Genomic DNA, 23,277 nt, shown 5'->3' on the forward strand with positions numbered 1-23,277 from the left:
GCAAGGCCCGGAACGGTGCGGCCCACGCGCGTTGATCCGCAGGGTTGTCGACGCGGATGCGGGGCGGGCGCGGGCAGGTCCCTCAGCCGCGCAGCCCGTGCAGGAACTCCTCCAGGAGCGCGGTCTGCCGCTCCGGCGGGAAGCCCTCCGGGTCGAACAGCGCGTGCACGACGAGCCCGTGCGTGAACGCGGTGGCGGACGCGACCACGTCGGCCGGGTCGGACGCCTCCGGCAGCTCGCCCAGCTCCCGGGCGGCCACCGCGTGCGCGTGCAGCGTGGTGCGCCAGCGGGCCAGCCGCGCCGATTCGACGCGCCCCAGCTCCGGATCGGTGAGCGAGGCGCCCCAGGAGCTGACCCAGACGCGGTTCATCACGATGCCCTCGGGTGTGAGTGGCAGCACGTCCAGCAGTGTGACCCGCAGCGCGGCCAGCCCGTCGGCCTCGGGCCTGCGCCGCGCACGGGCGGCGGTGCGCTCCTCGGCGACGGCGAGTGCGTGACGTACGAGCGCCCGCTTTGTGGGGAAATAGTGGGTCAACAGGCCGGTGGAGGCGCTCATCTGGGCCGCGACGGCGCGCAGGGTCAGCCCGCTGAGCCCCTTCGCGGCGAGCACCTGCCACACCGCTTCGGACACGTCGGCGCGGCGCGCCTCATGATCTCCCCGTGCGGGCGGCATGCGTCCCCCTTCCCTCCCGCCGGCGACGGGCGGGCCTGGCTGGCTGGCGTCGGATTCGCTAGCCTAAGCTACGTAACAAACGTTTGGTACGCATACTCGCGATCGGGGACACCATGTACGCGCTTCCGTTGACCGACACCGCGCAGCTCCGCCCGCTGGAGCCCTGGCAGGGTGCCGAGTTCGCCGAGTTCATAGAGCGCTCGCGCGACCACCTGGACCCGTGGCTGCCCTGGGTCAACAGGATCACCGACGAGGAAACCGCGAGCGCGTGGCTCCAGACCTACGCCGACCACCAGGCGGCCGACACGGGCCGCATCTACGGCATCTGGCTGGAGAACACCCTGGTGGGCGGCCTCGTCTTCCGGACCTTCGACGCCCGTGTCGGCGTCTGCGAGATCGGCGCCTGGCTCTCCCCGGAGGCCGAGGGGCACGGGCTGGTCCACCGCGCCGTGCGGGAACTCATGCGTTGGGCCTTCGAGGAACGCGCCATGAACCGGGTCGAGTGGTACTCCTTCACGGACAACCTCCGCAGCATCGCGGCGGCCGAGCGGCTCGGGATGACGTACGAGGGGACACGGCGTGAGGCGTTCACGTACCGGGGCAAGCGGCGCGACTTCGCGGTGCTGGCGGTGCTGGCCGACGAGTGGAACGCGTCCCTGCGCTGACGCGTTGCGCCGGTTTTGTGCGAGGGGCGGGGGCCTGGCCCCCGCCCCTCGCCGCGTCGGCACCTGCGCTGCGCGCGGCACGGTGGATCGCTCGGGGCTGACGACGACCGTCGGCGGACGTGGCAACCGACATGCGGTGTGGGTGGGGTGTGCGGCGGCGGTCCGCCGCCGGTCAACCGGTCGCGCACCGTAGCCGACCGGTGACATGCTGAACGGATGTATGCTCCAAGAGCGCGGTGAGGGTGTGCCTCCCGCGCTCGACGGCCCGTGACATGCGAGCGAAACGCTGTTCCGGGCGTCTGCGGGCCCGGCCGGATGCCGGTCCGGAGCAGACCGGATCGCGCCGCGTCACCTTGAGACAGCGAGACAACACCTTGCGCCTGGCGGGCCGCAGGGGCTCGCCCAGCGATCTGTCCGCGGGCCGCCCGTCGTGAGCGCGGCCCCGTCTGCCGGAACTCCACCAGCACACAGCGACATTTCCGACGGTCGGGTACCGGTGTACGAGGTGCCGGACCGACCAGGCCATGGCCACCACCGCGGTGTCCGGCACCAGCGCATCCGGCCCCCGCCGTACGCGGGCGGCCCGTCCGTGCTGTCCCGGTGCCGCCTCCGAGGGGACAGTTGTGCGACTGAGTGAACTGCTGGACGGGCACGAGCATCAGGTGCTCCAGGGCGATCCCGGCGGGACCGAGATCACCTCGGGCGTGAGCTTCGACGCCCGCCGGGTGACGCCCGGCGCGCTGTACGTCGCCGTACCCGGACACGAGGGCGGCGGCCCCGAGGGCGTCCCGGAGGCGCTGCGCCGGGGTGCGTCGGCGGTGCTCTGCGAACGTACGGCCGCCGGCGCGGCGTCCGGGGGCGGCCCGGTGGGGGGCGTGCCGACGGAGGTGTGCGCGGTGCGCGTGCCGGACACGCGTACGGCCGCGCCCGTGGTGGCCTCGCGCTACTACGGCGAGCCGGGCCGGTCGATGGACATGGTCGCGGTCACCGGGACGAACGGCAAGACGTCCGTGTCCTCCCTGGTGGAGTCGCTGCTGTCGCTGACCGGCGGCGCCCGCGTCGGCGTCATCGGCACCTCGGGCAGCCGGATCGGGGGCGAGCACATCCCGATGCCGTGGACGGGGCTGTCCACCCCGGAACCGCCGGACCTCCAGTACGTGCTGGGCCGCATGCGCGACGGCGGCGCGGACAGCGTGGTGCTGGAGGCCACCTCGGTCGGCCTGCTCACGCACCGCGTCGAGCGGGTGTTCCTGGACGTCGGGGTGTTCACCAACCTGACCCAGGACCACCTGGACGACCACGGCACGATGGAGAACTACAAGAACGCCAAACTGCTGCTCTTCCAGGGCCTCTGCCGCCGTGCCGTGACCAACGCCGACGACCCGGTGGGCCGCGAGGTCCAGGCGCTCATGCCGGACGCGGTGGTCACCTACGCGCTCGACCGGGACGCCGACTACACGGCCGCCGACCTCGTCTTCGACGCCTCCGGCAGCCGCTTCACGCTCTGCCACGGCGACCGCAAGTACCCCGTCGCGATCCCCACCCCGGGCCGCTACTCGGTATCCAACGCGCTCGCGGCCGTCGCCGCCTGCCACACGCTGGGCCACGACCTGGAGGCGCTGGTCTCCGCGCTCGACCGGGTGGCGACCGTGCCCGGCCGGTTCGAGACGTACGAGACGCCCGACGGCACCTCCGTGGTCGTCGACTACGCGCACTCGCCTGACTCCCTGGAGAAGGTCCTCACCGTCATCCGCGGCTTCGCGCCCGAGCGCGTCCTCACCGTCTTCGGCTGCGGCGGCGACCGCGACGAGACCAAGCGCGCCGCGATGGGACGGATCGCGGGGGAGCTGTCCGACCTGTGCGTGCTCACCTCCGACAACCCGCGCACGGAGGACCCGGAGGCGATCCTCGACCACATCGTCCCCGGCCTCACCGCGACCGGCACCCCGTACGAGCGGATCACCGACCGGCGTACGGCGATCCGGCGGGCGCTGGAGGCGGCGCGGCCGGGGGACGTCGTGCTGATCGCGGGCAAGGGCAGCGAGCCGCACCAGGTGATCGGGGAGGAACTGGTGCCGTTCAGCGACATGGCGGTGGTCCGCGAGGCGGCGACGGCGCTCACGCACACCTGACCCGCGGCCGGCGCGGGGCGCGTGCCGGCACGTGCCGCGTGCTGTGGGGCGCCCCGGGCGGGCAGCGGTAGCCTGCGGCGTGACCGCGTGACCGCGTGACCGCGTGACCGCGTGACCGCGCCTGCGTGCCGCGGTCAGCCCGGCTGTGCGCGGCGGGCCCGGCGGCGCTCCCACGCGTTGCGGTGACGGATGGTGACGCCCGCCATGCCGCCCGTGCCGATGAGCCGGAGCAGGGGCGTGCCCGGCAGCCGGTCGGGGGTGGTCCGGTCGGTCAGACCGCCGACGTCCGGGTACAGTCCGCCGGTCTCGGCGGCCCAGCCGTCGGGGATGACGACGGTGACCCCGGCCAGCTCCCCGTGCGCCTCCACCTCTATCTCCGGCAGGCCGCACTCGGTGCGGGTGAAGTCGAGTTGGGCGCCGCCCACCCCGCCGTGCACCGTGATGCGTGCGGGCACCTGCCAGCGCCCGCGGCGCGAGACGCCGTGCAGCCCGCCCTTGAGCACCAGCGGCTCGTGCGCGTACGCGGGGATCACCGGCGCGAGGTCGGCCGTCAGCGGCGCGAGCTGGCCGTGCGTCTTGGCCGTGAGCGCCTGTTCGACCCTGTCCTCGAGTTCCGGGAGGTCGAGACGGCCGTCCGCCGCGGCCTCACGCAGCCGCTCCACCACCGCGTCGCGGTCCGCGTGGGAAGCGCGCAGTTCGGACTGCGGAAACTCAGCACTCATACCTCCGATGATACGGCCGGGACGTCCAATCCCTCTGCGGTCCGACGCGAGGTACGTGCACAATGGCGTCCCCCAGGAACGGAGCAGCGCCCCCATGACCCAGACCGACTGGCCCGCCGTCTTCGACGCCAGCTACACCCGCCAGCAGCACCGCGAGACCCGCAAGCGGGTGTGGCGGGAGGTGTACGGCGACGACTACGCCGAGCAGGCCGACCCGTACAGCTACATATCCGAGACCGAACTCGGCCTCTTCGCCGCCGAGTCGCGGCTCGCCGAGGGCGAGCTGTTGCTCGACCTGGGTTGCGGGCGGGGCGGCTCCGGCCTGGCGGTCGCGGAGCGCACCGGCGCGCGGCTGCTGGGGCTGGACATCTCCGAAGTGGCCCTGGCGGAGGCACGGGCGGCAGCCGCGCGGGCCCTGGGCGCGGAGGCCGCCGAGCCGGACCGGTTCGCCTTCCGGCGCGGCGAGTTCGCGGAGACCGGCGTACCGGACGGCGCCGCGCACGCCGTGATGAGCGTGGACGCGCTCACCTTTGCCCTCGACAAGCAGCAGGCGCTGGAGGAGATCCACCGCGTCCTGGCACCCGGCGGCCGACTCGTCTTCACCAGCTGGGACTACCACCGCACCCCCGAGGACCGCCCGCCCCAGGTCCCCGACCACCGGCCGCTGCTGGAGCGGGCGGGCTTCCGCGTGTGCGCCTACGAGGAGACCCGCGACTGGCGGCAGCGGATCGAAGCGGTCAGCCAAGGGCTGATCGAGCGGCGCGACGAGTTGGCGGCGGAGGAGGGCGCGGAGGCAGCCGACGCGGTGGTCGCCTCGCTGCGGCACCAGATGGCGCACCAGAACCCGCTGATGTCCCGCCGGTTCCTGGCAGTGGCCGAACGGCCCCGATGAGCGGCGACGGGCGTACGGCGCAGGCCGACTTCTGGTTCGACCCGGTGTGCCCGTACACCTGGATCACCTCGCGCTGGCTGACCGAGGTGACCCGGGTCCGCCCGGTGGCGGTGTGCTGGCGGGTGATGAGCCTCCAGGTCCTCAACGAGGGGCTGGAGGTCAACCCGGAGGACCCGGACGGCGAGTGGGGCGACTATCTGTGGGGCCCGGTGCGGGTGTGCGCGGCGGTGGCCGAGCGCTACGGCTCCGCCATGCTGGGCCGCTACCTCACCGAACTGGGCGTACGGCTGCACGAGCGCGGCGACTGGGCCGGTGCGGAGGGCGCGTTGCGGGCACTGGGGCTGCCGACGGCGCTCGCGGAGGCGTTCGGCGACGAGGCGTACGACGGGGCGGTGCGCGCCTCGCACGCCGAGGCGGTCGCGCGCGTCGGGCCGGGCCTGGGCACGCCGGTGATCGCGCTCGACGGCCCGGCGGGGGAGCGGGCGGCCTTTTTCGGGCCGGTCGTCTCCCCGGCCCCGGCGGGGGAGGCGGCCGGGCGGCTCTGGGACGGGCTGCGGGCGCTCGCGGCGGTGCCGGGCTTCCGCGAACTGAGGGGCGGGCGCCTGGCGGAGCCCGACTTCTCCCGCCCCGGCCCGCCGCAGCCCGCCACGGGCTGACCGGGCGGCCTGACCGCGACGGGGCACGGCGCGACGGGCTGCGGCGCGTGGGGCCGTCGGCGCTCCCGCCGTGCCTCCGCGCGCGGTGGCGAACGGCCAGGACACCCGTGTGACCCACGGCTCCCCGGCCGATGCGCGTCCGGAACCGCCTGCTCCCGTTGCCGCCGACTCCCGTACCGGAGCCGGGAGTTGACGCGGTACCTGCGCGGTGTCCTCCCGTGCGGACCACGCCTTGCCGTGCCACCGGCACGGGTGCCGACAGGACCGGGCGGTCCCCGGAAGGCGACCGGGACGCAAGGAGCGGGAGCCGCCTCAGCCCACAGGGCCGGGTGGGCGCGGACGCAACGCACCAGGACCCCTCGCCACCAGGCAAACCTTGCCCGACGCGGTACTAGAGTGGACGCCATGCACGATCAACCCGAGCCTCAGGCCGTCCCGTCCGTACTCCTGAGCGTGGAGGACGGCGGCTGGTCGCCCGTCACCGCGGGCGAGTCGGGAGCCGCCGTCTTTCGCAGCGCGGACGGCACCCGCTACGCCAAGTGCGTCACCGCCGCGGGCGCGGCCGAGCTGAAGGCCGAGCGTGACCGCGTCGCCTGGCTGAACGGCCAGGGTGTGCCCGGCCCCCGAGCGCTCGACTGGCACTCCGGCGACGCGGGCGCCTGCCTGGTGACCAGTGCCGTCTCCGGCGTCCCTGCCGACCAGGTGGACGCAGCGGATCTGCGGGCCGCCTGGGACCGCATCGCGGACGCGGTCCGCCGGCTGCACGAACTGCCCGTGTCCGACTGCCCGTTCCAACGGGGCCTGGACGCGATGCTCGCCGTGGCGCGCGACGTCGTGGCCCGGGACGCCGTCAACCCGGAGTTCCTCCCCGACGAGCAGCGCGACACACCCGGCGCGGAGCTGCTGGACCGCCTCACCCGGCACGTCCCGCAGCGACGGGAGCAGGAAGCCTCCGACACGGTCGTCTGCCACGGGGACCTGTGCCTGCCCAACATCATCCTCGACCCGCGCACCCTGGACGTGTCAGGCTTCATCGACCTGGGCCGCCTCGGACTGGCCGACCGCTACGCCGACTTGGCGCTGCTCCTCGCCAACTCGCGGGAGACCTGGACGGACGAGGAAGGGGCGCAAGCCGCGGACAAGGCGTTCGCCGAGAGGTACGGCATCGCCCTGGACGACGACCGCCTGCGCTTCTACCTCCACCTGGACCCGCTCACCTGGGGCTAGGGCCTGTTTTGCCGGGCCGGGGGCCGCCGGAGGGGGCGGCCTCCGAATCTCACGGACTTGGAACTGCCGTGCCTGGCCCCTCAGTTGCGCTGGCTTCCTCAGCAGTCCTGCGACAACAAGCGCCTGACAAAGGCCAGTTCGGCCTGGAACAGCACCGCGGCGGTCAGAGCAGGGATGCCCTCGTCGCCGTGGCCGCCGACCTGTTCGCCCGCAAGCCGCACGACGAGATCTACATCAGCGAACTCGAAGAGGTCATCTACAGCAGAGCGGTGGCCGTGCTGGCCACCGTCCGCGCCGTCCATCCCGGGGTCGGGGCCGCCGTCGACGAAGTCACCGCCACGGCCTGACGCGGGTGCCAGACTCCGGGTCAGGGTCGGGATCATCACCGCTGCGGGGACGAGGTGCAGCCCGAGAAGGCGGAGTGATGATGCGCACCTCGGCCGTGCGGCGGTCGGGGTTGCGCAGGGCGCGGACGCCGGTGCCGCGGAGCCAGAACGCGGCGTCGTGTCCGAGAACCGGCCCCGGCTCGCCGCCACGTAGCTCCAGCTGCACCCGGCCACGGGTGACGACGCAGAACGCCTCGTGCCACTCCTCCTCGATCACGGCGATACGTGCGCCGACGCGCAGCGCGAGCGTGTGCACCGGGTCTACTCGGTGCCGTCGGCCGGCAGGCGCTCCGGCAGTCCGAGCCGCGGGAACTGGTCGTTGTGGAACGTGGTGATCTCGGTGATCGTCCCGCCGGTGACGCGCAGGACGTCGAGCGTCAGCGGCAGGTACGCGCCCTGGGAGCGCTGCCAGAGGTAGAAGGCCAGGGCGGGCTGCCGGTTCACCGAGGTGGGAACGGCGCGCAGGCCGGTCATGCCCTCGAAGCCGCTCTCGATCATGAAGTTCACCACGGCGTCGCGGCCGACGTACAGGCCGGGTGTGGGCGGCATCGAGCAGCGGACGTCGTCCCGCAGCATCGTGGCGAGCGCCTTGACGTCCGTGGCCACGCTGGCCTCGGTGTAGCGGTGCACCAGCTCACGCATGCCGGCGTCCTCCTCGCTGCCGGTCCAGTCCTGCCGCTCCGCGGGCAGGTGCTCCCGCAACCCGGCCCGGGCGCGCTGCAGCGCGCTGTTCACGGAGTTGACGGAGTCGCCGAGGAGTTCCGCGACGTCCTTCGCCGGCCAGCCGAGCACGTCCCGCAGGATCAGCACGGCCCGCGGGCGCGGCGCGAGGTGCTGGACCGCGACCAGGTACGCCAGCTCGATCGTCTCCCGCGCGACGGCGGCGGTCTCCGGCTCGTCCGCGTCATCCGCGGGCAGTTCGTCGAGCAGCCGGTCCGGGTAGGGCTGGAGCCAGCGCGCCTCGCCGCCGGTCGCGGGCTCGGGGCGGCGCTTGGCGAGCAGGTCCAGGCAGGCGTTGGTGGCGATCCGGTAGAGCCAGGCCCGGAACGTCGACCGCCCCTGGAAGGTCTCCCGCCGCCGCCAGGCACGCAGGAACGTCTCCTGCACGGTGTCTTCGGCGTCCTCGAACGACCCGAGCATCCGGTAGCAGTGCACGTGCAGCTCCCGCCGGTGCCGCTCGGCCAGCCCCGAGAACTCCGACTCGTCGATCTCGCCCAGCCCGCTCATCCCCAGCTCCTCCAGCATGGTGTCCGTGCTCATCACGTCATCCTTCCGTCTCACTCTGTCCGGTCGTACATGTGACGGGTGCGGTCGCGAGAACTCATCACCACGGGTCGGCGGGCATGGCTGAGCAGCCGGTGAACGACGAGCCCGGCAGCGGGCAGCGGGCAGCGTCGGCCGGCACGGCACCAGGACCGTGCATCACCGGGACAGGGCGCACGTTGCCTGACACACCCTGGGGCAGTGACCGGGACGGCTGACCGTGACCGGAAGGCGGCGCGTGGGACGGACGCATGCGAAACGGCTGGTATTACTGGGGCATGCAGGAAGAGACCGCACGCTCCGCGATCGACATGTTCATCTCCGCGTTCAACGCCTCGGACGACAGCTACGTGACTGCCCTGCTCTCCCAGGCCCTCACCTCGGACGTGGTCTTCTGGGGACCGCTGGGTCGCAGCGAAGGCATCGCGGCGGTCGAGCGGTTCGTGCTGGACATCCGGCGCCACCCGGCGGGGACCGGCACGATGGTGCGCTGCTCAGCGGTGGACATGCCTGACGAATGGGCCCGGTACCGGTGGGTCTTCACCACGCCTGACGGAGGCCCCCGCCTGGCGGGAACGGACATCGTCCATCTGCGACGGAGCCTCATCGACCAGGTCATCGTCTTCGCGGGGGAGATCGAACCGTCCGCCTCTTGAGCCATCGGGGCGGCGAGTACGCCGAGGTGGCGGGCGTTGGTGTGGTCCTTGCGGGACGTCAGCGCGCATCCAACCGTGGCGACCACCAACCCGGTGAACCCTCTCGTGAGCTTCCCCGCTCCACGGGGCCAGCGTACGAGACGTCTCCACACCTGCGAAGACAGCGGGTGATCGGAACCTACTGCCCGACCCTGCCGTCGATCCGCTCGCGCAGGAGGTCGGCGTGGCCGTTGTGCCGGGCGTACTCCTCGATCATGTGCACCAGGACCTCGCGGAGCGAGACCTGCTCGTCCGGGTACGTGCCGCCGCCCTTGTGCGTGCCGGTGAGGTCGAGCCCCGGTGCCTCGGCCACGAACCGCTCGGCGAAGGCGACCTCCGCGCGCCACGTACGCCACGCCTCAGAGACCACCTCGGGCTCGGGCACGGCGCCGTGGAAGCAGGCGTCGCCGTCGGCCTCCGTACGGTACGGCCACGGCCCGCCCTGCCCGGCCAGCACCCGGCGGAACCAGCCGTGCTCCACGTCGGCCAGGTGGCGCACCAGCCCCAGCAGCGACAGGGTGGACGGCGGCACCGAGCGTCGGGCCATCGCCTCCGCGCCGAGCCCGGCACACTTCATCTCCAGCGTCAGCCGCTGGTCGCGCAGGTAGCCGACGAGGGTCGCACGCTCGTCGGCGAAGCCGCCCTGGCTCCGGGGGTCCTCATCGGGGTGGGCGAACATGTTCCGCCAGACGAACTGCCGCACGGGCACGGGCACGGGCACTGCCTCGTGCTGGGGCGCCGACTCCGCGCCGGCATCCGCGTGATGTGTCATGTCCCCGAGCATGCACACTCCGTGACCGGGGGCGCCACCCGAATTCCGCCTCCTCACCGAGGAGTCGGCACCAGCCCCGCCTCATAGGCGAGGATGACCAGGTGCAGCCGGTCGCGGGCGTCCAGTTTGGCCAGCAGCCGCGTCAGGTAGGTCTTGGCGGTAGCGGTGCTCAGGTGCAGGCGGGCGGCGATCTCCGGGTTGGACAGGCCGAGCCCGACCAGCATGAGCACTTCGCGTTCGCGGTCCGGGGCAGGGCTCGGCGCGGGGGATGGAGCTGCTACGGCTTGGCGTAGTCCGCGTAGCCCTGCCAGTCGATGACCACGCACGGCTCGTCACCGATGACCCAGGCATCGTGGCCCGGCGGCATGATGGCGAAGTCTCCCGGGCCGTACTCCATCTCTTCGCCGTCGTCCATCACGACCTTCATGCGGCCTGAGACGAAGTACGCCAGGTGAGCGGCCTGGCAGCTGTCGGTCTGAGCGATCGGCTTGACGTGCTCGGACCACCGCCAACCCGGTTCGAACGTCCCCCGGCCGACGGCCCCCGCTTCGAGATTGACCAGGTCAAGCCTGCCTTTGCCGCCTTCGAACGGGCGGACTTCCTCGGGTGCGTCAAGATTTTTGCGGATGAGGCCAGCCATGACGGCACTTCCCTGAGGCGATGATGTGAACTCCTCCATCGTCTCTCCGTCTCGCGCTCCCCGCACCCCGGCCGGAGGTGCGGGAACCCAGGCTCAGGCGCCGCCGGCCCCCGCGATCCCCGTCGGGCAGCTCACGCCAGTCCCGCCGATGCCGCAGTAGCCGCCGGGCTGCTTGTCCAGGTACTGCTGGTGATACGCCTCGGCCGGGTAGAAGGGGAGGTCGGCGGCGGGGCGGATCTCCGTGGTGATCTCGCCGTGGCCCGCGGTGGTCAGGGCCCGCTGGAACGCCTCGCGGGACGCGGCGACGGCCTCCGCCTGCGCGGGGGAGTGGGTGTAGATCGCGGAGCGGTACTGCGTGCCGACGTCGTTGCCCTGGCGGTGGCCCTGGGTCGGGTCGTGCGACTCCCAGAAGAGCTTCAGCAGCGCGTCGTACGACACCTTCGACGGGTCGAAGACGACGCGGACCGCCTCCGTGTGGCCCGTCAGGCCGGAACACACCTCGTCGTACGTCGGGTGCTCGGTGTGGCCGCCCTGGTATCCGGCGAGCGTCGTCCAGACGCCGTCGGTCTGCCAGAACTTGCGCTCGGCGCCCCAGAAGCAGCCGAGGCCGAAGTCGGCGGTCTCCAGGCCCTGCGGGTAGGGGCCGAGCAGCGGGTTGCCGAGCACCGTGTGCCGGTCCGGCACCTGGTACGGGCGCTCGGAGCGGCCCGGGAGGGCCTCGGCGGAGGTGGGGAGGCGGCTTTCTTGGCGGCCGAAGAGCATCCGGAACTCCAGAGGCAGAGGACGTACACGGTCGTGGCGCGGTACACCCGCAACACCCGCACAACGTCCGCCGCCGTCACCGAATTCCCGCCCGCATCAAGGCGCACCGGGCCGCCGCCCCCGCCGACGGGGCCGGGGCAGGGCGGGCCGGGTCAGGGCCGCTCGTCGGGCGAGTCCGTGCCCCGGCTCGTGGAGTCCGGGCGGGAGGCGGCCGACGCGCCCGAGGGCGCCGGGACGCGGCCCCGCTGCGGAGAAGTCCGCTCCGGCTCCGGGGCCTCCTCGAAGTCGATCTTCTTCATCTCCCTGGTCATGGACCTCAGCAGCATCCACACCGCCAGACCCATGACCGCGAAGACGAGGAAGCCCAGCACGCCCGGCGTCACCTTGTTGTCGTCCACTTCCTTCGCCAGCGGAAGGAGGTGGATCATGTTCTGTGTCGCGCTCATACGTCAATTCTCGCGGATGCCCGCGAAGAGGTCGTCCTCGGGGAGGGAAGTGTCCACGAGGGACTTCGCCAGCTCGTACTCCTCGGTCGGCCAGATCTCCCGCTGCACGTCGATCGGGACGCGGAACCAGCCACCGTCCGGGTCGATCTGCGTGGCGTGGGCGATCAGCGCCTTGTCGCGGATCTCGAAGAAGTCGCCGCACGGTACGTAGGTGGTGAGCGTGCGCTCACGGGCCTGGAAGGACTTCCAGCGCTCCAGCCACTCGCCGTAGGGGGACTCCATGCCCCGCTCCAGCAGCCCTTTGTGCAGGGCCACCGTGCGCGGCCGGTTGAAGCCCTGGTTGTAGTAGAGCTTCTGCGGCTGCCAGGCGGGCCCGGCGTCCGGATAGCGCTCGGGGTCGCCCGCGGCGTCGAACGCCTCCACCGAGATCTTGTACGTCATGATGTGGTCCGGGTGCGGGTACCCGCCGTTCTCGTCGTAGGTGGTGATGACCTGCGGGCGGAACTCGCGGATCAGCTTCACCAGCGGTTCCGCCGCCGTCTCGACGTCCTGGAGGGCGAAACAGCCCTCCGGCAGCGGCGGCAGCGGGTCGCCCTCGGGGAGACCGGAGTCGACGAAGCCCAGCCACGCCTGCTTGACGCCCAGGATCTCGCGGGCCTCGTCCATCTCCTTCTTGCGGACCTCGTGGATGTGCTCCTCGATGTAGGAGTCGCCCTGGAGCTTGGGGTTGAGGATGGAGCCGCGCTCACCACCGGTGCAGGTCGCGACCAGCACGTCCACCCCCTCGGACACGTACTTCGCCATGGTCGCCGCGCCCTTGCTCGACTCGTCGTCGGGGTGTGCGTGCACGGCCATCAGTCGCAGTTGCTCAGTCAAGACCCGGTCCTCGTCATCTCGTCGCTTCAGGCGCCTCCTATAGTGACCCAAGCGGCACCCTCGTCTATTCCCCTATCCGCCCCCGCCCCGCAGCCGACAGGAAGAAGCCATGGTTTCCGTGCAGCAGAGGCCGCCCGAGGGCCGCTACGGCCGCTCCGGCGACGCCGCCGCGGACCGCAGGCTGAAGATCATCGGTACGGTGCTGGGCGCCGCGATGCTCGGTCTGATCGGCTGGTTCGGGGTCTCGTACATCACCGGGACGGACGTCAGCGGCGAGTTGATCAAGTTCAAGGTGGTCTCGGCGGAGGCGGTGGAGGTGCACGTGGAGGTCCGCAAGGATCAGGACACGCCGGGCGTGTGCACGCTGCGCGCCATGGAGGAGAGCGGCCGGGAGGTCGGCCGCAAGTCCGCCACGATCGACGCCGGGGAGAGCCGCGTGGACACGGTGATCACCGTGCGCACCACCGCGCGCGCGGCGACGGCCGAGCTGGTCGGCTGCGAGAGCGCCGAGAGCTGACCGGTCCGCCCGGAAGCCTCCGGACCTGACAGACAGCGACCAGATACGGACTGTCTGTTTGTCCTTCTTCCCTTTTCCGCCGTAATTGTTAGGCTCGTAGTTTCCGCCCGCCCATCCAGGCGCAGCCTGATGGGTAGGGCGTTGCTTTATATCCCAGCACCGACGAGGAGCGACCTGTGACCCAGACCAGCGACAACGTCACCTGGCTTACTCAGGAGGCGTACGACCAGCTCAAGGCCGAGCTGGAGTACCTGTCGGGTCCTGCACGCACCGAGATCGCCAAGAAGATCGAGGCGGCTCGGGAGGAGGGCGACCTCCGGGAGAACGGCGGGTACCACGCGGCCAAGGAGGAGCAGGGCAAGCAGGAGCTGCGCGTGCGGCAGCTGACGCAGCTGCTCGAGTCCGCGCAGGTCGGCGGAGCCCTGGCGGACGACGGCATCGTCGAGCCCGGGATGGTCGTCAAGATCGCCTTCGACGGCGACGAGGACGACCCCCTGACCTTCCTGCTCGCCTCGCGCGAGTACGCGAGTTCGAACATCGAGACCTATTCGCCGCAGTCGCCGCTGGGCAGCGCGGTGAACGGCAAGAAGGTCGGTGCCGACGCGCAGTACGAACTGCCGAACGGCAAGCTGGCTTCGGTGAAGATCCTGGAGACCAAGCCCTACCAGAGCTGACCGCGGCCGGGCCGCCCGGCGCGGTCCGGCAGCAGGACGAACAGGGGCCGGGTGCGACGCGCACCCGGCCCCTGGCCTGTCCTGACCGCCCCTTTCCCGGCGGTGGCTCGCCAACGCCGTGCGAGGTGCGCCCAGTTGGCCGCGCTGTGCCAAAATGCCGCGACACGCCCGTGCGGTGGGCGTCGCGTGGACAGGGGGCTTTGCGTGCTGGGGCAGTTGCGTGAGACGTCACCGCGGCGGATCGGCCCGTACGAGGTGCTGGCCAGGCTGGGCTCGGGCGGCATGGGCGAGGTCTTCCTCGGCCGCCCGGCGGCCGGGGGCGGGGACCGGGACCGGGACGCAGACGGGGCGCGCGGCGCGGGCGGTGCTGCGGGCGGCGCGGGCAGCGCCGGCTCGGACGAGTTCGTCGCGATCAAGACCGTGCGCCGCGAGCTAGCCCGCGAGGAGAGCTTCCGCACCCGCTTCCGCCGCGAGAGCGCCGTGGTCCGCGCGGTGCGCAGCCGCTACGTCGCGGCGTCCCTGGACGCCGACGCCGACGCGCCGACCCCCTGGCTGGCCACCGCCTACGTGCCCGGTCCGACGCTGGGGGTGGCCGTCCGGCGGGACGGCCCGCTCCCGGAGACGGTCGTACGGGGCGTCGGCCGCCACCTGGCGGGCGCGCTGCGCGACCTGCACGCCGCGCGGATACTGCACCGGGACCTCAAGCCCGGCAACGTGCTGCTGGACGGCGACGGGCCCAAGCTGATCGACTTCGGCATCGCCCGCCCGCAGGGCGCGACCACCATGACCGCGACGGGCCTGATGGTCGGCACCCCCGGCTTCATGTCGCCGGAGCACCTCGCGGGCAGCCGCAAGGTCGGCCCTGCTTCCGACGTCTTCTGCCTGGCCTCGCTGCTGTGCTTCGCGGCGACCGGCGACGACCCGTTCGGCGACGGGCCGGTGGCCGCCGTGCTCTACCGCGTCGCCCGCGCCGAGACCGACCTGAGCGCCGTACCCGAGGGGCTGCGCGCGGTCCTCGCGGACTGCCTGAGCGTCGATCCGGCGGGCCGGCCGTCCGCCGGGGAGCTGTGGGAGCTGTTCGGCGGCGCGGGTGCGACGGCGGCGGGCGGTACCGACACGGGCGGTACGGACACGGATGAGGCCGAGGAGGGGCCGAGCAGCTTCGTCTGGCCGGAGCCGGTGCGCCGCCACATCGGGGAGTTCCGGCGGGACGCCGAGCAGTTGCGGGCGGCCGGGGTGCCGTTGCTGCCCGTGCCGGAGGCGCCCGCCGGGCCGGTGCGGACGCCCACCGAGGGCGCGGGGGAGGACCTGCACCGGCAGCCGACCATGTCCGCCCCGGCGGCACCACCGACGCCCGTACCCGTACCCGTACCAGTGCCGCCCGCCCCCGCCGCATCCGTACCGCCCCTGCCGCCCGCCCCCGCCGTACCGGCCCGCCGCCGGCGCCGTACGGTGCTCCTCGCCGCGTGCTTGGCGGGCGCGCTCCTCGGCGGGGTGGGCGTGTACGTAGCGGCCAGGGACAGCGGTGGCGGTGGGGGCGGACAGGCCGGGGGCGCGAGCCCCGCGGCGGGCGCGGACTCGGCGGAGGACGGCCCGAAGGGCGGCGACTCCCCGGACGCCGAGATCGCGGGCGTCGACGACCAGGGCACGGCCGATTCCTCCGGCACCGTCCCGCAGAGCCGCGCGCAGCGCCCCGAGGGCTGGCAGGCGTGGCGGGGCCGTTTCTCCGGACCGGTGATGGGCTGCTCGGCCGGACCGTCGGTTGTCGCCTGCCGTGCCGTGGACGGTACGTACGAGGTGCGCGACGCGGCCGACGGGAAACGCCTCTGGCGCTTCGACGACATCGGCGAAGACCCCGGCCCCCCGTCGATCAAGATCGGCCCGACGGGCGGCATCTTCGTCCCTGCGGGCAGCACGGAGCCCACCGTCCACGACGACGTGGTGGTCTTCGCGACCGACGGCCGCCTCCAGGTGCGCGACGCCCGTACCGGCGACCAGCGCTGGGAGGCTCCGGCGAGTGGTTCCATGGGGTTGCAGAGCAGGCCGCTGGTCGCCGGCGGCAAGGTGTTCGCGGCGACCGCGCAGGGGGAGAGCAGCGGCTTCACCGCGTTCGACCTCGCCGACGGCGACAAGCTGTGGAGCAAGACCCTCAGCAACGCGTTCCTCTCCCGCGCCGAGCAGCGCCCGTTCGAACCGGTCGCCCTCGCCGACGGGCGGGTCTTCGCGCTGAGCGAGGAGGGGCTCGTCGGCTACGCCCAGCAGGACGGCCGGAGCACGGGGCAGGTGGGCGAGGCCGCACGGGGGTGCGGCACCGTGCTGGTCCGCCAGAAGGCCGCGTACTGCCCGGAGTTCACCCTCGCGCCGGGCGTCGGCTCCGCCGAGGGGCTGCCCTTCACCCTGCACGAACTCGACCCCGCCACGCTCGCGACCCGGGGCGAGGTGCGGCTGACCGGTGCCGGACTTCCCGACGGCTCCGAGGTCGCCGCCGTCGACGAGCGGGTCATCGTCGCCCTCAACCGCCTCAAGGACGAGGTGCTCGTGTGCGACCCGCAGAACGGCCAACGCCTCGGCCGCTACGAGATGCACCGTCCGCCGGGACTGGACCACGCCGCCACCACCTCCAGCCCGGTGATCGCGGGCGACACGATCGTCTACGCGGACAACACGCACCTGTACACCATCCCGATCCGCGAGGACGGCGGCCTCGGACCCCTGCGCACCACCAAGGTGCCCGGTGCGCCCGGTGACCGGGCCAAGGACGAGTACGACCCGAAGGACGGGCTGGACCTCGCCCGCGAGCAGCGCCCGCCCGCCGTGCTGCCGGTCGGGGGCGTCGCCCACCTCGTCTACGACCACGGGGCCGCCGCCTCGGTGGAGATCCCCGGCTGACGGCCGGCACGGCCGCACGAGCACCGGGCCGCCCGGGCGGTACGCGGCGCACGCCTCTCCCGGGTGGTGCACGCCCGACGGCCGCTCGCCGCGGGCCCCGTGCGCCGCCCGGGCACGCGAAGCCCTCGACCGAAGACCGCATGCCAGAGCTGACCGCCCCAGAGAGGAACCGACCGTGCTGGAACCCTTCCCGCCCGGCCTGCCACCCCGGCACGTCGGGCCGTACCGGCTGCTGGGCAGCCTCGGCGCGGGCGGCATGGGCGAGGTCCACCTCGCCATCCGCGCGACGGACGACGCCGAAGCTGCCGCAGCCGGTGGCGGTGGTGGTGGCGGTGGCGGCGCTGGTGGCACCGACGGCCCGGACGTGGCGCGGCTGGTGGCGGTCAAGACCGTCCGCGAGGGCCTCGACCTGGATGCGGGCTTCCGCACCCGCTTCCGCCGCGAACTGGCGGCGGCCCGCGCGGTGCGCGGCCCGTACACCGCCGCGCTGCTGGGCGGGGACGCGGAGGGCGAGAGCCCCTGGCTGGCCACCGAGTACGTAGCGGGCCCCTCGCTGGCGGAGGCGGTGGAGCGGGCCGGGCCGCTGCCGGTGCCCGCCGTACGGGCGCTGGGGGAGGCGCTGGCCCGCGCACTGGCGGCCATCCACGCCGCGCGGGTGCTGCACCGGGACCTGAAGCCGGGGAACGTGCTGCTGGCCACGGAGGGGCCGCGCGTCATCGACTTCGGTATCGCGCACGCCTTCGACGCGACGGCACTGACCTCGACCGGCCTCATCGTCGGCAGCCCCGGCTTCATGGCGCCCGAGCACATCGACGGCAGCGCCGCGATCGTGCCCGCCAGCGACGTCTTCTGCCTCGGAGCAGTGCTGTGCTTCGCGGCGACGGGGCGGGGGCCGTTCGACGACGAGGAGATGGGCGCCGTCCTCTACCGGATCACCCAAGCCGACGCCGAACTCGACGCCATGCCCGAGGAGTTGCGGGAGGTGGCAGCCGCCTGCCTGCGGCTCGACCCGGCGGAGCGGCCCACGGCGGAGGAACTGACCGCGAGCTTCGGCGGTACGGAGCGGGCGGCGGAGGTGTTCCCCTGGCCCGGCGGGGTGCTGGCGCTGATCGCGGAGCACCGGGACGCGGCGCGGGCCTGCGCGGCGGCGGCCGAGGACGGGGCGGACGGCGAGGACGCAGCCGGGGACACAGCCGACGAAGCAGCTGACGAAGCTGCGGGTGAGGCGGGCGGTGAGGCGAGCGGTGAGGCAGGCCCAGCCGAACCGGCCACGCCCGCGGCCGCACCCGCCGCGCCCGCCGCCCCGGGCGCCGGGGCCGTGGCCGGGCTGCCGACCGTCGTGCCCGCGCCGCACCACCCGCCCACCGCGGTCGGCACCCCGCCCGCCTCCCGCGGCGGTACGCGCCGTACGGTGCTCGTCGCCCTCATCGCGGTGGCCGCCGTGCTGGTGGGTGTACTGGGCGCGGTACTGCTGAAGCCCGTGCTGGACGACGGCCCGGACGGCGCGCCCCGGGGTGGCGGCTCCGGCCAGTCCGGCGGCACCGGAGGCACGGAGACCGGAGGCGCGGACACCGCCGGTACGGACGGCGACGGGCCCGAGGCGGGCGAGGCCGGGGCGGACGGGGAGCAGGGCACCGCGCGCCGCGTGCTGCCCCTGGGCGGGCCGGGCCACGCACGGGACTTCGGTGCCGCGGGCGCCGACCGAGCCGCCCGCCCGCCAGGCTGGTCGCCGTGGCGGGCGACGGCCCCCGAGGGCACCGGACCGTGCACCCTCGCCGAGAGCACCCTCGTCTGCGCGGCCACCGACGGCGGCCTCACGGCTCTGCGGGCGGACGACGGTGAGGAGTTGTGGACGCACGAGGGGCAGGGCGACGGGACGCCGATGACGGCGCACCCGCCGGCCGTACTGGACGGCGTCGCCTACGCGACCGGCCCGCAGGCGCTGACCGGCTACCGGCTGAAGGACGGCAGCCGCGTCTGGCGGCAGGCACACCCGTCCGGCGGCTACCTGCCCAAGGGCGCGGAGACCAGCGGCGGCGTCCGCTACACCAGCTATCTCGGCGGAGACGAGGAAGCGGCGGGCCGGGTGGTCGCCCAGCGGCTGGACGGTGACCGGAAGCAGTTGTGGAGCGTGCCGGTCGGCGCGGTCCCGCAGCAGCCGGTGGTGTCCGGGGAGCGGGTGTACCTGGTGGCCGGGGGCAGGCTGACGGCGCTGGACGCCCGTACGGGAGAGCGCACGGCACGCGGCGGCACCGACACCGGCGGCTGCTACACGCCCGTGGCCCGCGACGGCCGGGTGCTGTGCACGGCCACGGACGGCGGGGGCGGGGTGGTGGTGCTGGACGGCGCCACGCTGGAGCGGCAGCAGGTCATCGCACCGGACCTGGAGATCCTCACCGACCCGGTCTTCGCCGGCGAGGGCGTGCTGATGGTGGCGGACCGGGAGACGCTGTACGGCTACGACGTGCGCACCGGCGACCGGCTGTGGGCCAGCGCCGCCGGGGACACCGAGGGGCAGCCGTTCCGGGTGGGGGACGGGGCCATGACGGCCGACGGCTTCCGGGTGACCGCCAACGAGGCGCGCGAGGGCGCGCAGCAGGCGCAGACCAAGGAGTACCGGGGCTACGAGGACGGCGCCGAGGAGGCAGCGGGAGACCCCGCGATGCTGGTCGTCGGCGGCGTGGTCTTCCTCTCCTACGCCGACGGCACGGTCATCTCGGGCTACGCCCCCTGACGCACCCGGACCCGCGAGCACGTCCCGGTGCGTCAGGGGGCGCAGGGGCCGCAGGCGCGTCAGGGGCAGCATCCGGTCAGGCCGTGGCCGACTTGTACTTGCGCACCGCCAGCGTCCGGAAGAAGGCGATGATCAGGACCGACCAGATCAGTGACGCCAGCACCGGGTGCTGCATCGGCCAGGCGTCCGGCACCGGGTAGTTCGGCGGGATGTTGCCGAACAGCTCGCGTGCGGCCTGCACGGTCGCGCTGAACGGGTTCCAGTCGGCGATGTGCTGGAGGAAGGTCGGCATGTTCTGCGAGGGCACGAAGGCGTTCGAGATGAACGTGAGCGGGAAGAGCCAGATCAGCCCGCCCGAGGTCGCCGCCTCCGGCGTGCGCACCGTGAGCCCGATCAGCGCGCCGATCCAGGTGAACGCGTACCCCAGCAGGAGCAGCAGGCCGAAACCGGCCAGCACCTTGAGGAGGTTCTCGTGCGCACGCCAGCCCACGATCAGGGCGACGACGGCCATCACGACCAGGGTCAGCGCCGTCTGCGCCAGGTCGGCGATCGTACGGCCGGTGAGCACCGCGCCGCGTGACATGGGCAGTGAGCGGAAGCGGTCGATGAGCCCCTTGTGCATGTCCTCCGCGATGCCCGCGCCCGCGCCCGCCGTGGCGAAGGTGACGGTCTGCGCGAAGATGCCGCCCATCAGGAACTCGCGGTAGGCGCCCGCGTCCAGGCCGGCGCCGGGGATGTTGATGGAGCCGCCGAAGACGTAGCTGAACAGCACCACGAACATGATGGGCTGGATGAGGCCGAAGATGACGACCTCGGGGATGCGGCGCATGCGAAGCAGGTTGCGCCGGGCGATGATCAGCGAGTCGGAGACGGCCTGTCCGAAGCCGCCCTTCGCCAGCGGGACGGGCCGCTGGGGAGCGGCGTTCGGGCTGTCGGTGACGGTCACTTCGAGGCCTCCTTCTTCTCCGCCCTGCGCCCCTTGCCCTTCTTGCCCCGCTGCTCGTCCGGCGCCGGACCGGTGGTCTCGGCGAGGTGGCCGGTCAGGGAGATGAAGACGTCGTCGAGGGTGGGGCGGCGCAGCCCGATGTCGTCGATCTCCACGCCCTGCGCGTCCAGTTCGCGGATCACCTCGGCCAGCAGCCGGGCGCCGCCGGAGACGGGGACGGTGATCCTGCGGGTGTGCTCCTCGATCATGGTGTCCCCCTCGCCGAAGCGGTGCAGGACGCCGTCCGCGCGCGGGATGTGGTCGCGCTCGTGCACGACGACCTCGACCCGCTCGCCGCCCGTACGCGCCTTGAGCTGGTCGGAGGTGCCGCGGGCGATGACCTTGCCGTGGTCGACGACCGCGATGTCGTGCGCGAGGCGGTCCGCCTCCTCCAGGTACTGGGTGGTGAGCAGCAGTGTCGTACCGCCGGCCACCAGCTCCTCGATGACGACCCACAGCTCCTGCCGGTTGCGCGGGTCGAGGCCCGTCGTCGGCTCGTCCATGAACATCACCGGCGGGCTGACGACCAGCGCGGCGGCCAGGTCGAGCCGGCGGCGCATGCCGCCGGAGTAGGTCTTGGCCGTGCGGTCGGCCGCGTCGGCGAGGTGGAAGCGCTCCAGCAGCGCATCGGCGCGCGCCTTCGCGTCGCGGCCGGAGAGCTGGTAGAGCTGGCCGACCATCCGGAGGTTCTCCCGGCCCGTCAGGTATTCGTCGACGGCGGCGAACTGGCCGGACAGCCCGATCGAGCGGCGCACCTCGTTCGGATGCCGGAGGACGTCGATCCCGGCCACGACGGCCTTGCCCCGGTCGGGTTTGAGCAGCGTGGTCAGTACGCGCACGGCGGTGGTCTTGCCCGCGCCGTTCGGCCCTAGAAGGCCGAGGACGGTGCCTTCCGGGACATCGAGATCGACGCCGTCCAGCGCTTTGACGTCGCCGAAGGTCTTGACGAGACCCTCTGCGTGGATGGCGCCTGGCATGTGGCGGCTCCCCTGCGGGTGGAGTGGGTGGCGGGCTGGGGTGGCTGGGGTGGGGCTCGGCGGAGCGGACGCGGGCTGCCTGGAATTTTACGTATGCCGGAAGAGTCCGGCATGTGCCACGGGCGCGCCCGTCGGTGATCCCGGCGGGCCCCACTCTCGCACGACGCGATATATCGCGTCAATGCCTGTTCGCGACTGTCGCGACTGTCGCGAACAGGCATTGCCGCGCCCGCCGTGGCCCGTCGCCCCCGGAAGCCCCCGTCGTGCCCGCAGCGCCCGCCGCCCCCGCCGCTCAGCCCCGTACCGTGAAGCCCGCCGCGCGCAGCGCCTCCGCGACCTCGGCGCAGTGCTCCCGCCCCTTCGTCTCCAGATGCAGCTCCACCTCGGCCTCCTCCAGCCCCAGCCGCGGATCGGTCCGCACGTGCCGTACGTCCAGGACGTTGGCGTCGACCACGGACAGCTCCGCCAGCAGCGCCGCCAGGGCGCCCGGCCGGTCGGTGAGCAGCAGCCGCAGCGAGAGGTAGCGCCCCGCCGCCGCCATCCCGTGCCGCAGCGTCTGCTGGAGGACGAGCGGGTCGACGTTCCCGCCCGAGAGCACGGCCACCACCGGCCCCTCGAAGTGGCCCGGGTCGGCCAGCAGCGCCGCCACCGGGCTCGCGCCTGCCGGTTCGACCACCATCTTGGCCCGCTCCAGGCAGAGCAGCAGCGCGCTGGAGAGCGCGTCCTCGGAGACCGTGCGCACCTCGTCCACCAGTGCGCCGACGATACGGAACGGCACGTCCCCGGGGCGGCCCACCTTGATGCCGTCCGCCATCGTGGCGACCGAGTCCAGCGCCACCGGCCGCCCGGCCGCCAGCGACGGCGGATAGGCCGCCGCGCCCGCTGCCTGCACGCCGATCACCCGTACGTCCGGCCGCAGTTGCTTGACGGCGACCGCGATCCCGGCCGCCAGCCCGCCGCCGCCGATCCCGACGACGATCGTCCGCACCTCCGGACACTGCTCCAGGATCTCCAGCCCCACCGTGCCCTGCCCGGCCACCACGTCGGGGTGGTCGAAGGGGTGGATGAAGACGGCGCCGGTCTCCTCCGCGTACGTCTGCGCGGCGGCCAGCGTCTCGTCCACGACCTGGCCGTGCATCCGCACCTCGGCGCCGTAGTCCCGGGTCGCGGCGACCTTCGGCAGCGGTGCGCCCACCGGCATGAACACCGTGGCGCGCACGCCGAGCAGGGAGGCGGCCAGGGCGACGCCCTGCGCGTGGTTCCCGGCGCTGGCGGCGACGACGCCGCGCGCGCGTTCCTCCGGGGGCATCGCGGCGATGCGCACGTACGCGCCGCGCAGCTTGAACGAGCCGGTGCGCTGGAGGTTCTCGCACTTGAAGTGCACCGGGGCGCCCAGGAGACCGGTCAGGTGCCTGCTGCCCTCCAGTGCGGTGGTCCGGGAGACGCCGGACAGCGTCTTCTGAGCGTTGCGGATGTCGTCGACGGAGACGGGGAGGGCCGGGGTGTCGCCCTCGGCAGTGCGGTCGGCCATGCCGCCAGTCTGGCAGCCCGCGCCGCCGAGGCGCGCGGAACGCGGAGCGTCACCCCAGGGGAACGGCCGGTTCGCGCAGGACGGTACGCGGGCGCCCCAGGGGCGCGTAACCTGTCCCCACACTTCGGTCGTACGTAGTTGGACTTCCCCAAAGAAGCGAGCA

The 23,277-nt window shown here is 73.2% G+C and carries 23 protein-coding genes and 1 pseudogene; 11 read left to right on the top strand and 13 right to left on the bottom strand.

Going from position 1 to position 23,277, the window contains the following annotated elements; genetic code table 11:
- Window positions 1-82 precede the first annotated feature (82 nt).
- Window positions 83-673: a TetR family transcriptional regulator C-terminal domain-containing protein gene (locus tag H299_RS0106730; RefSeq protein WP_027747787.1), complete on the bottom strand. Its 591-nt coding sequence runs from the start codon at window positions 671-673 to the stop codon at window positions 83-85.
- Window positions 674-786: 113 nt separating this feature from the next.
- On the opposite strand from H299_RS0106730, the gene H299_RS0106735 reads away from it, so the two are divergent.
- Both H299_RS0106735 and H299_RS0106740 read left to right on the top strand, forming a co-directional pair.
- Window positions 787-1,338, top strand: a complete 552-nt coding sequence (locus tag H299_RS0106735) for a GNAT family N-acetyltransferase (RefSeq protein WP_027747788.1) — start codon at window positions 787-789, stop codon at window positions 1,336-1,338.
- Window positions 1,339-1,961: 623 nt separating this feature from the next.
- Window positions 1,962-3,470 carry a UDP-N-acetylmuramoyl-L-alanyl-D-glutamate--2,6-diaminopimelate ligase gene (locus H299_RS0106740; protein ID WP_027747789.1) on the top strand — a complete coding sequence of 503 codons (1,509 nt, stop codon included), beginning with the start codon at window positions 1,962-1,964 and terminating at the stop codon, window positions 3,468-3,470.
- Between the two features lie 134 nt (window positions 3,471-3,604).
- Here H299_RS0106740 and H299_RS0106745 read toward each other — a convergent pair whose 3' ends face one another.
- Window positions 3,605-4,192 (bottom strand): DUF1707 SHOCT-like domain-containing protein, encoded by a 588-nt coding sequence (locus H299_RS0106745; RefSeq protein WP_027747790.1) that lies wholly within the window; start codon window positions 4,190-4,192, stop codon window positions 3,605-3,607.
- 94 nt (window positions 4,193-4,286) lie between these two features.
- Between H299_RS0106745 and H299_RS0106750 the strand changes: the two genes are divergently transcribed.
- The 4 genes from H299_RS0106750 (at window position 4,287) to H299_RS39515 (ending at window position 7,314) form a co-directional block, all read left to right on the top strand.
- Window positions 4,287-5,084: a class I SAM-dependent methyltransferase gene (locus H299_RS0106750; RefSeq protein WP_027747791.1), complete on the top strand. Its 798-nt coding sequence runs from the start codon at window positions 4,287-4,289 to the stop codon at window positions 5,082-5,084.
- Window positions 5,081-5,740: a mycothiol-dependent nitroreductase Rv2466c family protein gene (locus H299_RS32590; protein WP_051262194.1), complete on the top strand. Its 660-nt coding sequence runs from the start codon at window positions 5,081-5,083 to the stop codon at window positions 5,738-5,740. Before H299_RS0106750 ends, H299_RS32590 begins: the two co-directional genes overlap by 4 nt.
- Before the next feature lie 405 nt (window positions 5,741-6,145).
- The gene (locus tag H299_RS0106760) at window positions 6,146-6,967 is read left to right on the top strand and encodes an APH(3'') family aminoglycoside O-phosphotransferase (protein WP_027747792.1); all 822 of its coding nucleotides are present in this window, start codon (window positions 6,146-6,148) and stop codon (window positions 6,965-6,967) included.
- A 188-nt stretch (window positions 6,968-7,155) separates the two neighbouring features.
- Window positions 7,156-7,314, top strand: a complete 159-nt coding sequence (locus H299_RS39515; protein WP_158692284.1) for a hypothetical protein — start codon at window positions 7,156-7,158, stop codon at window positions 7,312-7,314.
- Here H299_RS39515 and H299_RS0106770 read toward each other — a convergent pair.
- On the bottom strand, window positions 7,298-7,609 hold the full coding sequence (locus H299_RS0106770) for a hypothetical protein (protein WP_027747793.1): 312 nt from the start codon (window positions 7,607-7,609) through the stop codon (window positions 7,298-7,300). The two genes, H299_RS39515 and H299_RS0106770, sit on opposite strands and share 17 nt — an antisense overlap.
- A 5-nt stretch (window positions 7,610-7,614) precedes the next feature.
- The gene (locus tag H299_RS0106775; protein WP_027747794.1) at window positions 7,615-8,613 is read right to left on the bottom strand and encodes an RNA polymerase subunit sigma-70; all 999 of its coding nucleotides are present in this window, start codon (window positions 8,611-8,613) and stop codon (window positions 7,615-7,617) included.
- Window positions 8,614-8,894: 281 nt separating this feature from the next.
- On the opposite strand from H299_RS0106775, the gene H299_RS0106780 reads away from it, so the two are divergent.
- Window positions 8,895-9,272 carry a nuclear transport factor 2 family protein gene (locus H299_RS0106780; RefSeq protein ID WP_027747795.1) on the top strand — a complete coding sequence of 126 codons (378 nt, stop codon included), beginning with the start codon at window positions 8,895-8,897 and terminating at the stop codon, window positions 9,270-9,272.
- A 178-nt stretch (window positions 9,273-9,450) separates the two neighbouring features.
- On the opposite strand, the gene H299_RS0106785 is transcribed toward H299_RS0106780, so the two are convergent.
- From H299_RS0106785 to mca, 6 genes and pseudogenes are all read right to left on the bottom strand, one after another.
- A complete protein-coding gene (locus H299_RS0106785) occupies window positions 9,451-9,990 on the bottom strand; it encodes a DinB family protein (protein ID WP_027747796.1) in 540 nt (179 codons plus the stop codon).
- Between the two features lie 146 nt (window positions 9,991-10,136).
- Window positions 10,137-10,331: pseudogene (locus H299_RS38085) on the bottom strand (response regulator transcription factor); the annotation flags it as partial.
- A 29-nt stretch (window positions 10,332-10,360) separates the two neighbouring features.
- Complete coding sequence (locus H299_RS0106795; protein WP_027747797.1) at window positions 10,361-10,723, bottom strand: cupin domain-containing protein; 363 nt, start codon at window positions 10,721-10,723, stop codon at window positions 10,361-10,363.
- 93 nt (window positions 10,724-10,816) lie between these two features.
- Window positions 10,817-11,485 carry a peptide-methionine (S)-S-oxide reductase MsrA gene (gene msrA, locus H299_RS0106800; RefSeq protein WP_027747798.1) on the bottom strand — a complete coding sequence of 223 codons (669 nt, stop codon included), beginning with the start codon at window positions 11,483-11,485 and terminating at the stop codon, window positions 10,817-10,819.
- 152 nt (window positions 11,486-11,637) lie between these two features.
- Window positions 11,638-11,931, bottom strand: a complete 294-nt coding sequence (locus H299_RS32600; protein ID WP_037758085.1) for a hypothetical protein — start codon at window positions 11,929-11,931, stop codon at window positions 11,638-11,640.
- Between the two features lie 3 nt (window positions 11,932-11,934).
- Entirely contained in the window at window positions 11,935-12,807 is an 873-nt protein-coding gene (mca, locus tag H299_RS0106810) for a mycothiol conjugate amidase Mca (protein WP_027747799.1), read from the bottom strand.
- Between the two features lie 109 nt (window positions 12,808-12,916).
- On the opposite strand from mca, the gene H299_RS0106815 reads away from it, so the two are divergent.
- The 4 genes from H299_RS0106815 (at window position 12,917) to H299_RS0106830 (ending at window position 19,621) form a co-directional block, all read left to right on the top strand.
- The gene (locus H299_RS0106815; protein ID WP_027747800.1) at window positions 12,917-13,324 is read left to right on the top strand and encodes a DUF4307 domain-containing protein; all 408 of its coding nucleotides are present in this window, start codon (window positions 12,917-12,919) and stop codon (window positions 13,322-13,324) included.
- Window positions 13,325-13,500: 176 nt separating this feature from the next.
- Window positions 13,501-13,998, top strand: coding sequence for a transcription elongation factor GreA (gene greA, locus H299_RS0106820; RefSeq protein ID WP_027747801.1), 498 nt, complete (start codon window positions 13,501-13,503; stop codon window positions 13,996-13,998).
- 186 nt (window positions 13,999-14,184) lie between these two features.
- On the top strand, window positions 14,185-16,887 hold the full coding sequence (locus H299_RS0106825; RefSeq protein WP_486587174.1) for a serine/threonine-protein kinase: 2,703 nt from the start codon (window positions 14,185-14,187) through the stop codon (window positions 16,885-16,887).
- Window positions 16,888-17,062: 175 nt separating this feature from the next.
- Window positions 17,063-19,621, top strand: coding sequence for a protein kinase domain-containing protein (locus H299_RS0106830; RefSeq protein ID WP_027747803.1), 2,559 nt, complete (start codon window positions 17,063-17,065; stop codon window positions 19,619-19,621).
- Window positions 19,622-19,697: 76 nt separating this feature from the next.
- On the opposite strand, the gene H299_RS0106835 is transcribed toward H299_RS0106830, so the two are convergent.
- From H299_RS0106835 to ilvA, 3 genes are all read right to left on the bottom strand, one after another.
- Window positions 19,698-20,567: an ABC transporter permease gene (locus H299_RS0106835; protein ID WP_027747804.1), complete on the bottom strand. Its 870-nt coding sequence runs from the start codon at window positions 20,565-20,567 to the stop codon at window positions 19,698-19,700.
- Window positions 20,564-21,583 carry a daunorubicin resistance protein DrrA family ABC transporter ATP-binding protein gene (locus H299_RS0106840; RefSeq protein WP_027747805.1) on the bottom strand — a complete coding sequence of 340 codons (1,020 nt, stop codon included), beginning with the start codon at window positions 21,581-21,583 and terminating at the stop codon, window positions 20,564-20,566. The genes H299_RS0106835 and H299_RS0106840 overlap by 4 nt, the downstream gene beginning before the upstream one ends.
- Window positions 21,584-21,875: 292 nt before the next feature.
- Window positions 21,876-23,114 carry a threonine ammonia-lyase gene (ilvA, locus tag H299_RS0106845; protein WP_027747806.1) on the bottom strand — a complete coding sequence of 413 codons (1,239 nt, stop codon included), beginning with the start codon at window positions 23,112-23,114 and terminating at the stop codon, window positions 21,876-21,878.
- Between the last annotated feature and the right edge of the window lie 163 nt (window positions 23,115-23,277).

The sequence above is a fragment of the Streptomyces sp. CNH287 genome (assembly GCF_000424825.1).

Excerpts from the sequence above, each read along its gene's own strand:
- H299_RS0106730 (WP_027747787.1), bottom strand. The coding sequence starts at position 673 with ATGCCGCCCGCACGGGGAGATCATGAGGCGCGCCGCGCCGACGTGTCC.
- H299_RS32600 (WP_037758085.1), bottom strand. The coding sequence starts at position 11,931 with ATGAGCGCGACACAGAACATGATCCACCTCCTTCCGCTGGCGAAGGAA.
- H299_RS0106745 (WP_027747790.1), bottom strand. The coding sequence starts at position 4,192 with ATGAGTGCTGAGTTTCCGCAGTCCGAACTGCGCGCTTCCCACGCGGAC.
- H299_RS0106815 (WP_027747800.1), top strand. The coding sequence starts at position 12,917 with ATGGTTTCCGTGCAGCAGAGGCCGCCCGAGGGCCGCTACGGCCGCTCC.
- H299_RS0106760 (WP_027747792.1), top strand. The coding sequence starts at position 6,146 with ATGCACGATCAACCCGAGCCTCAGGCCGTCCCGTCCGTACTCCTGAGC.
- H299_RS0106750 (WP_027747791.1), top strand. The coding sequence starts at position 4,287 with ATGACCCAGACCGACTGGCCCGCCGTCTTCGACGCCAGCTACACCCGC.
- H299_RS32590 (WP_051262194.1), top strand. The coding sequence starts at position 5,081 with ATGAGCGGCGACGGGCGTACGGCGCAGGCCGACTTCTGGTTCGACCCG.
- H299_RS0106840 (WP_027747805.1), bottom strand. The coding sequence starts at position 21,583 with ATGCCAGGCGCCATCCACGCAGAGGGTCTCGTCAAGACCTTCGGCGAC.
- H299_RS0106785 (WP_027747796.1), bottom strand. The coding sequence starts at position 9,990 with ATGTTCGCCCACCCCGATGAGGACCCCCGGAGCCAGGGCGGCTTCGCC.
- H299_RS0106780 (WP_027747795.1), top strand. The coding sequence starts at position 8,895 with ATGCAGGAAGAGACCGCACGCTCCGCGATCGACATGTTCATCTCCGCG.
- msrA (WP_027747798.1), bottom strand. The coding sequence starts at position 11,485 with ATGCTCTTCGGCCGCCAAGAAAGCCGCCTCCCCACCTCCGCCGAGGCC.
- H299_RS0106795 (WP_027747797.1), bottom strand. The coding sequence starts at position 10,723 with ATGGCTGGCCTCATCCGCAAAAATCTTGACGCACCCGAGGAAGTCCGC.
- H299_RS0106735 (WP_027747788.1), top strand. The coding sequence starts at position 787 with ATGTACGCGCTTCCGTTGACCGACACCGCGCAGCTCCGCCCGCTGGAG.
- ilvA (WP_027747806.1), bottom strand. The coding sequence starts at position 23,114 with ATGGCCGACCGCACTGCCGAGGGCGACACCCCGGCCCTCCCCGTCTCC.
- H299_RS0106775 (WP_027747794.1), bottom strand. The coding sequence starts at position 8,613 with ATGAGCACGGACACCATGCTGGAGGAGCTGGGGATGAGCGGGCTGGGC.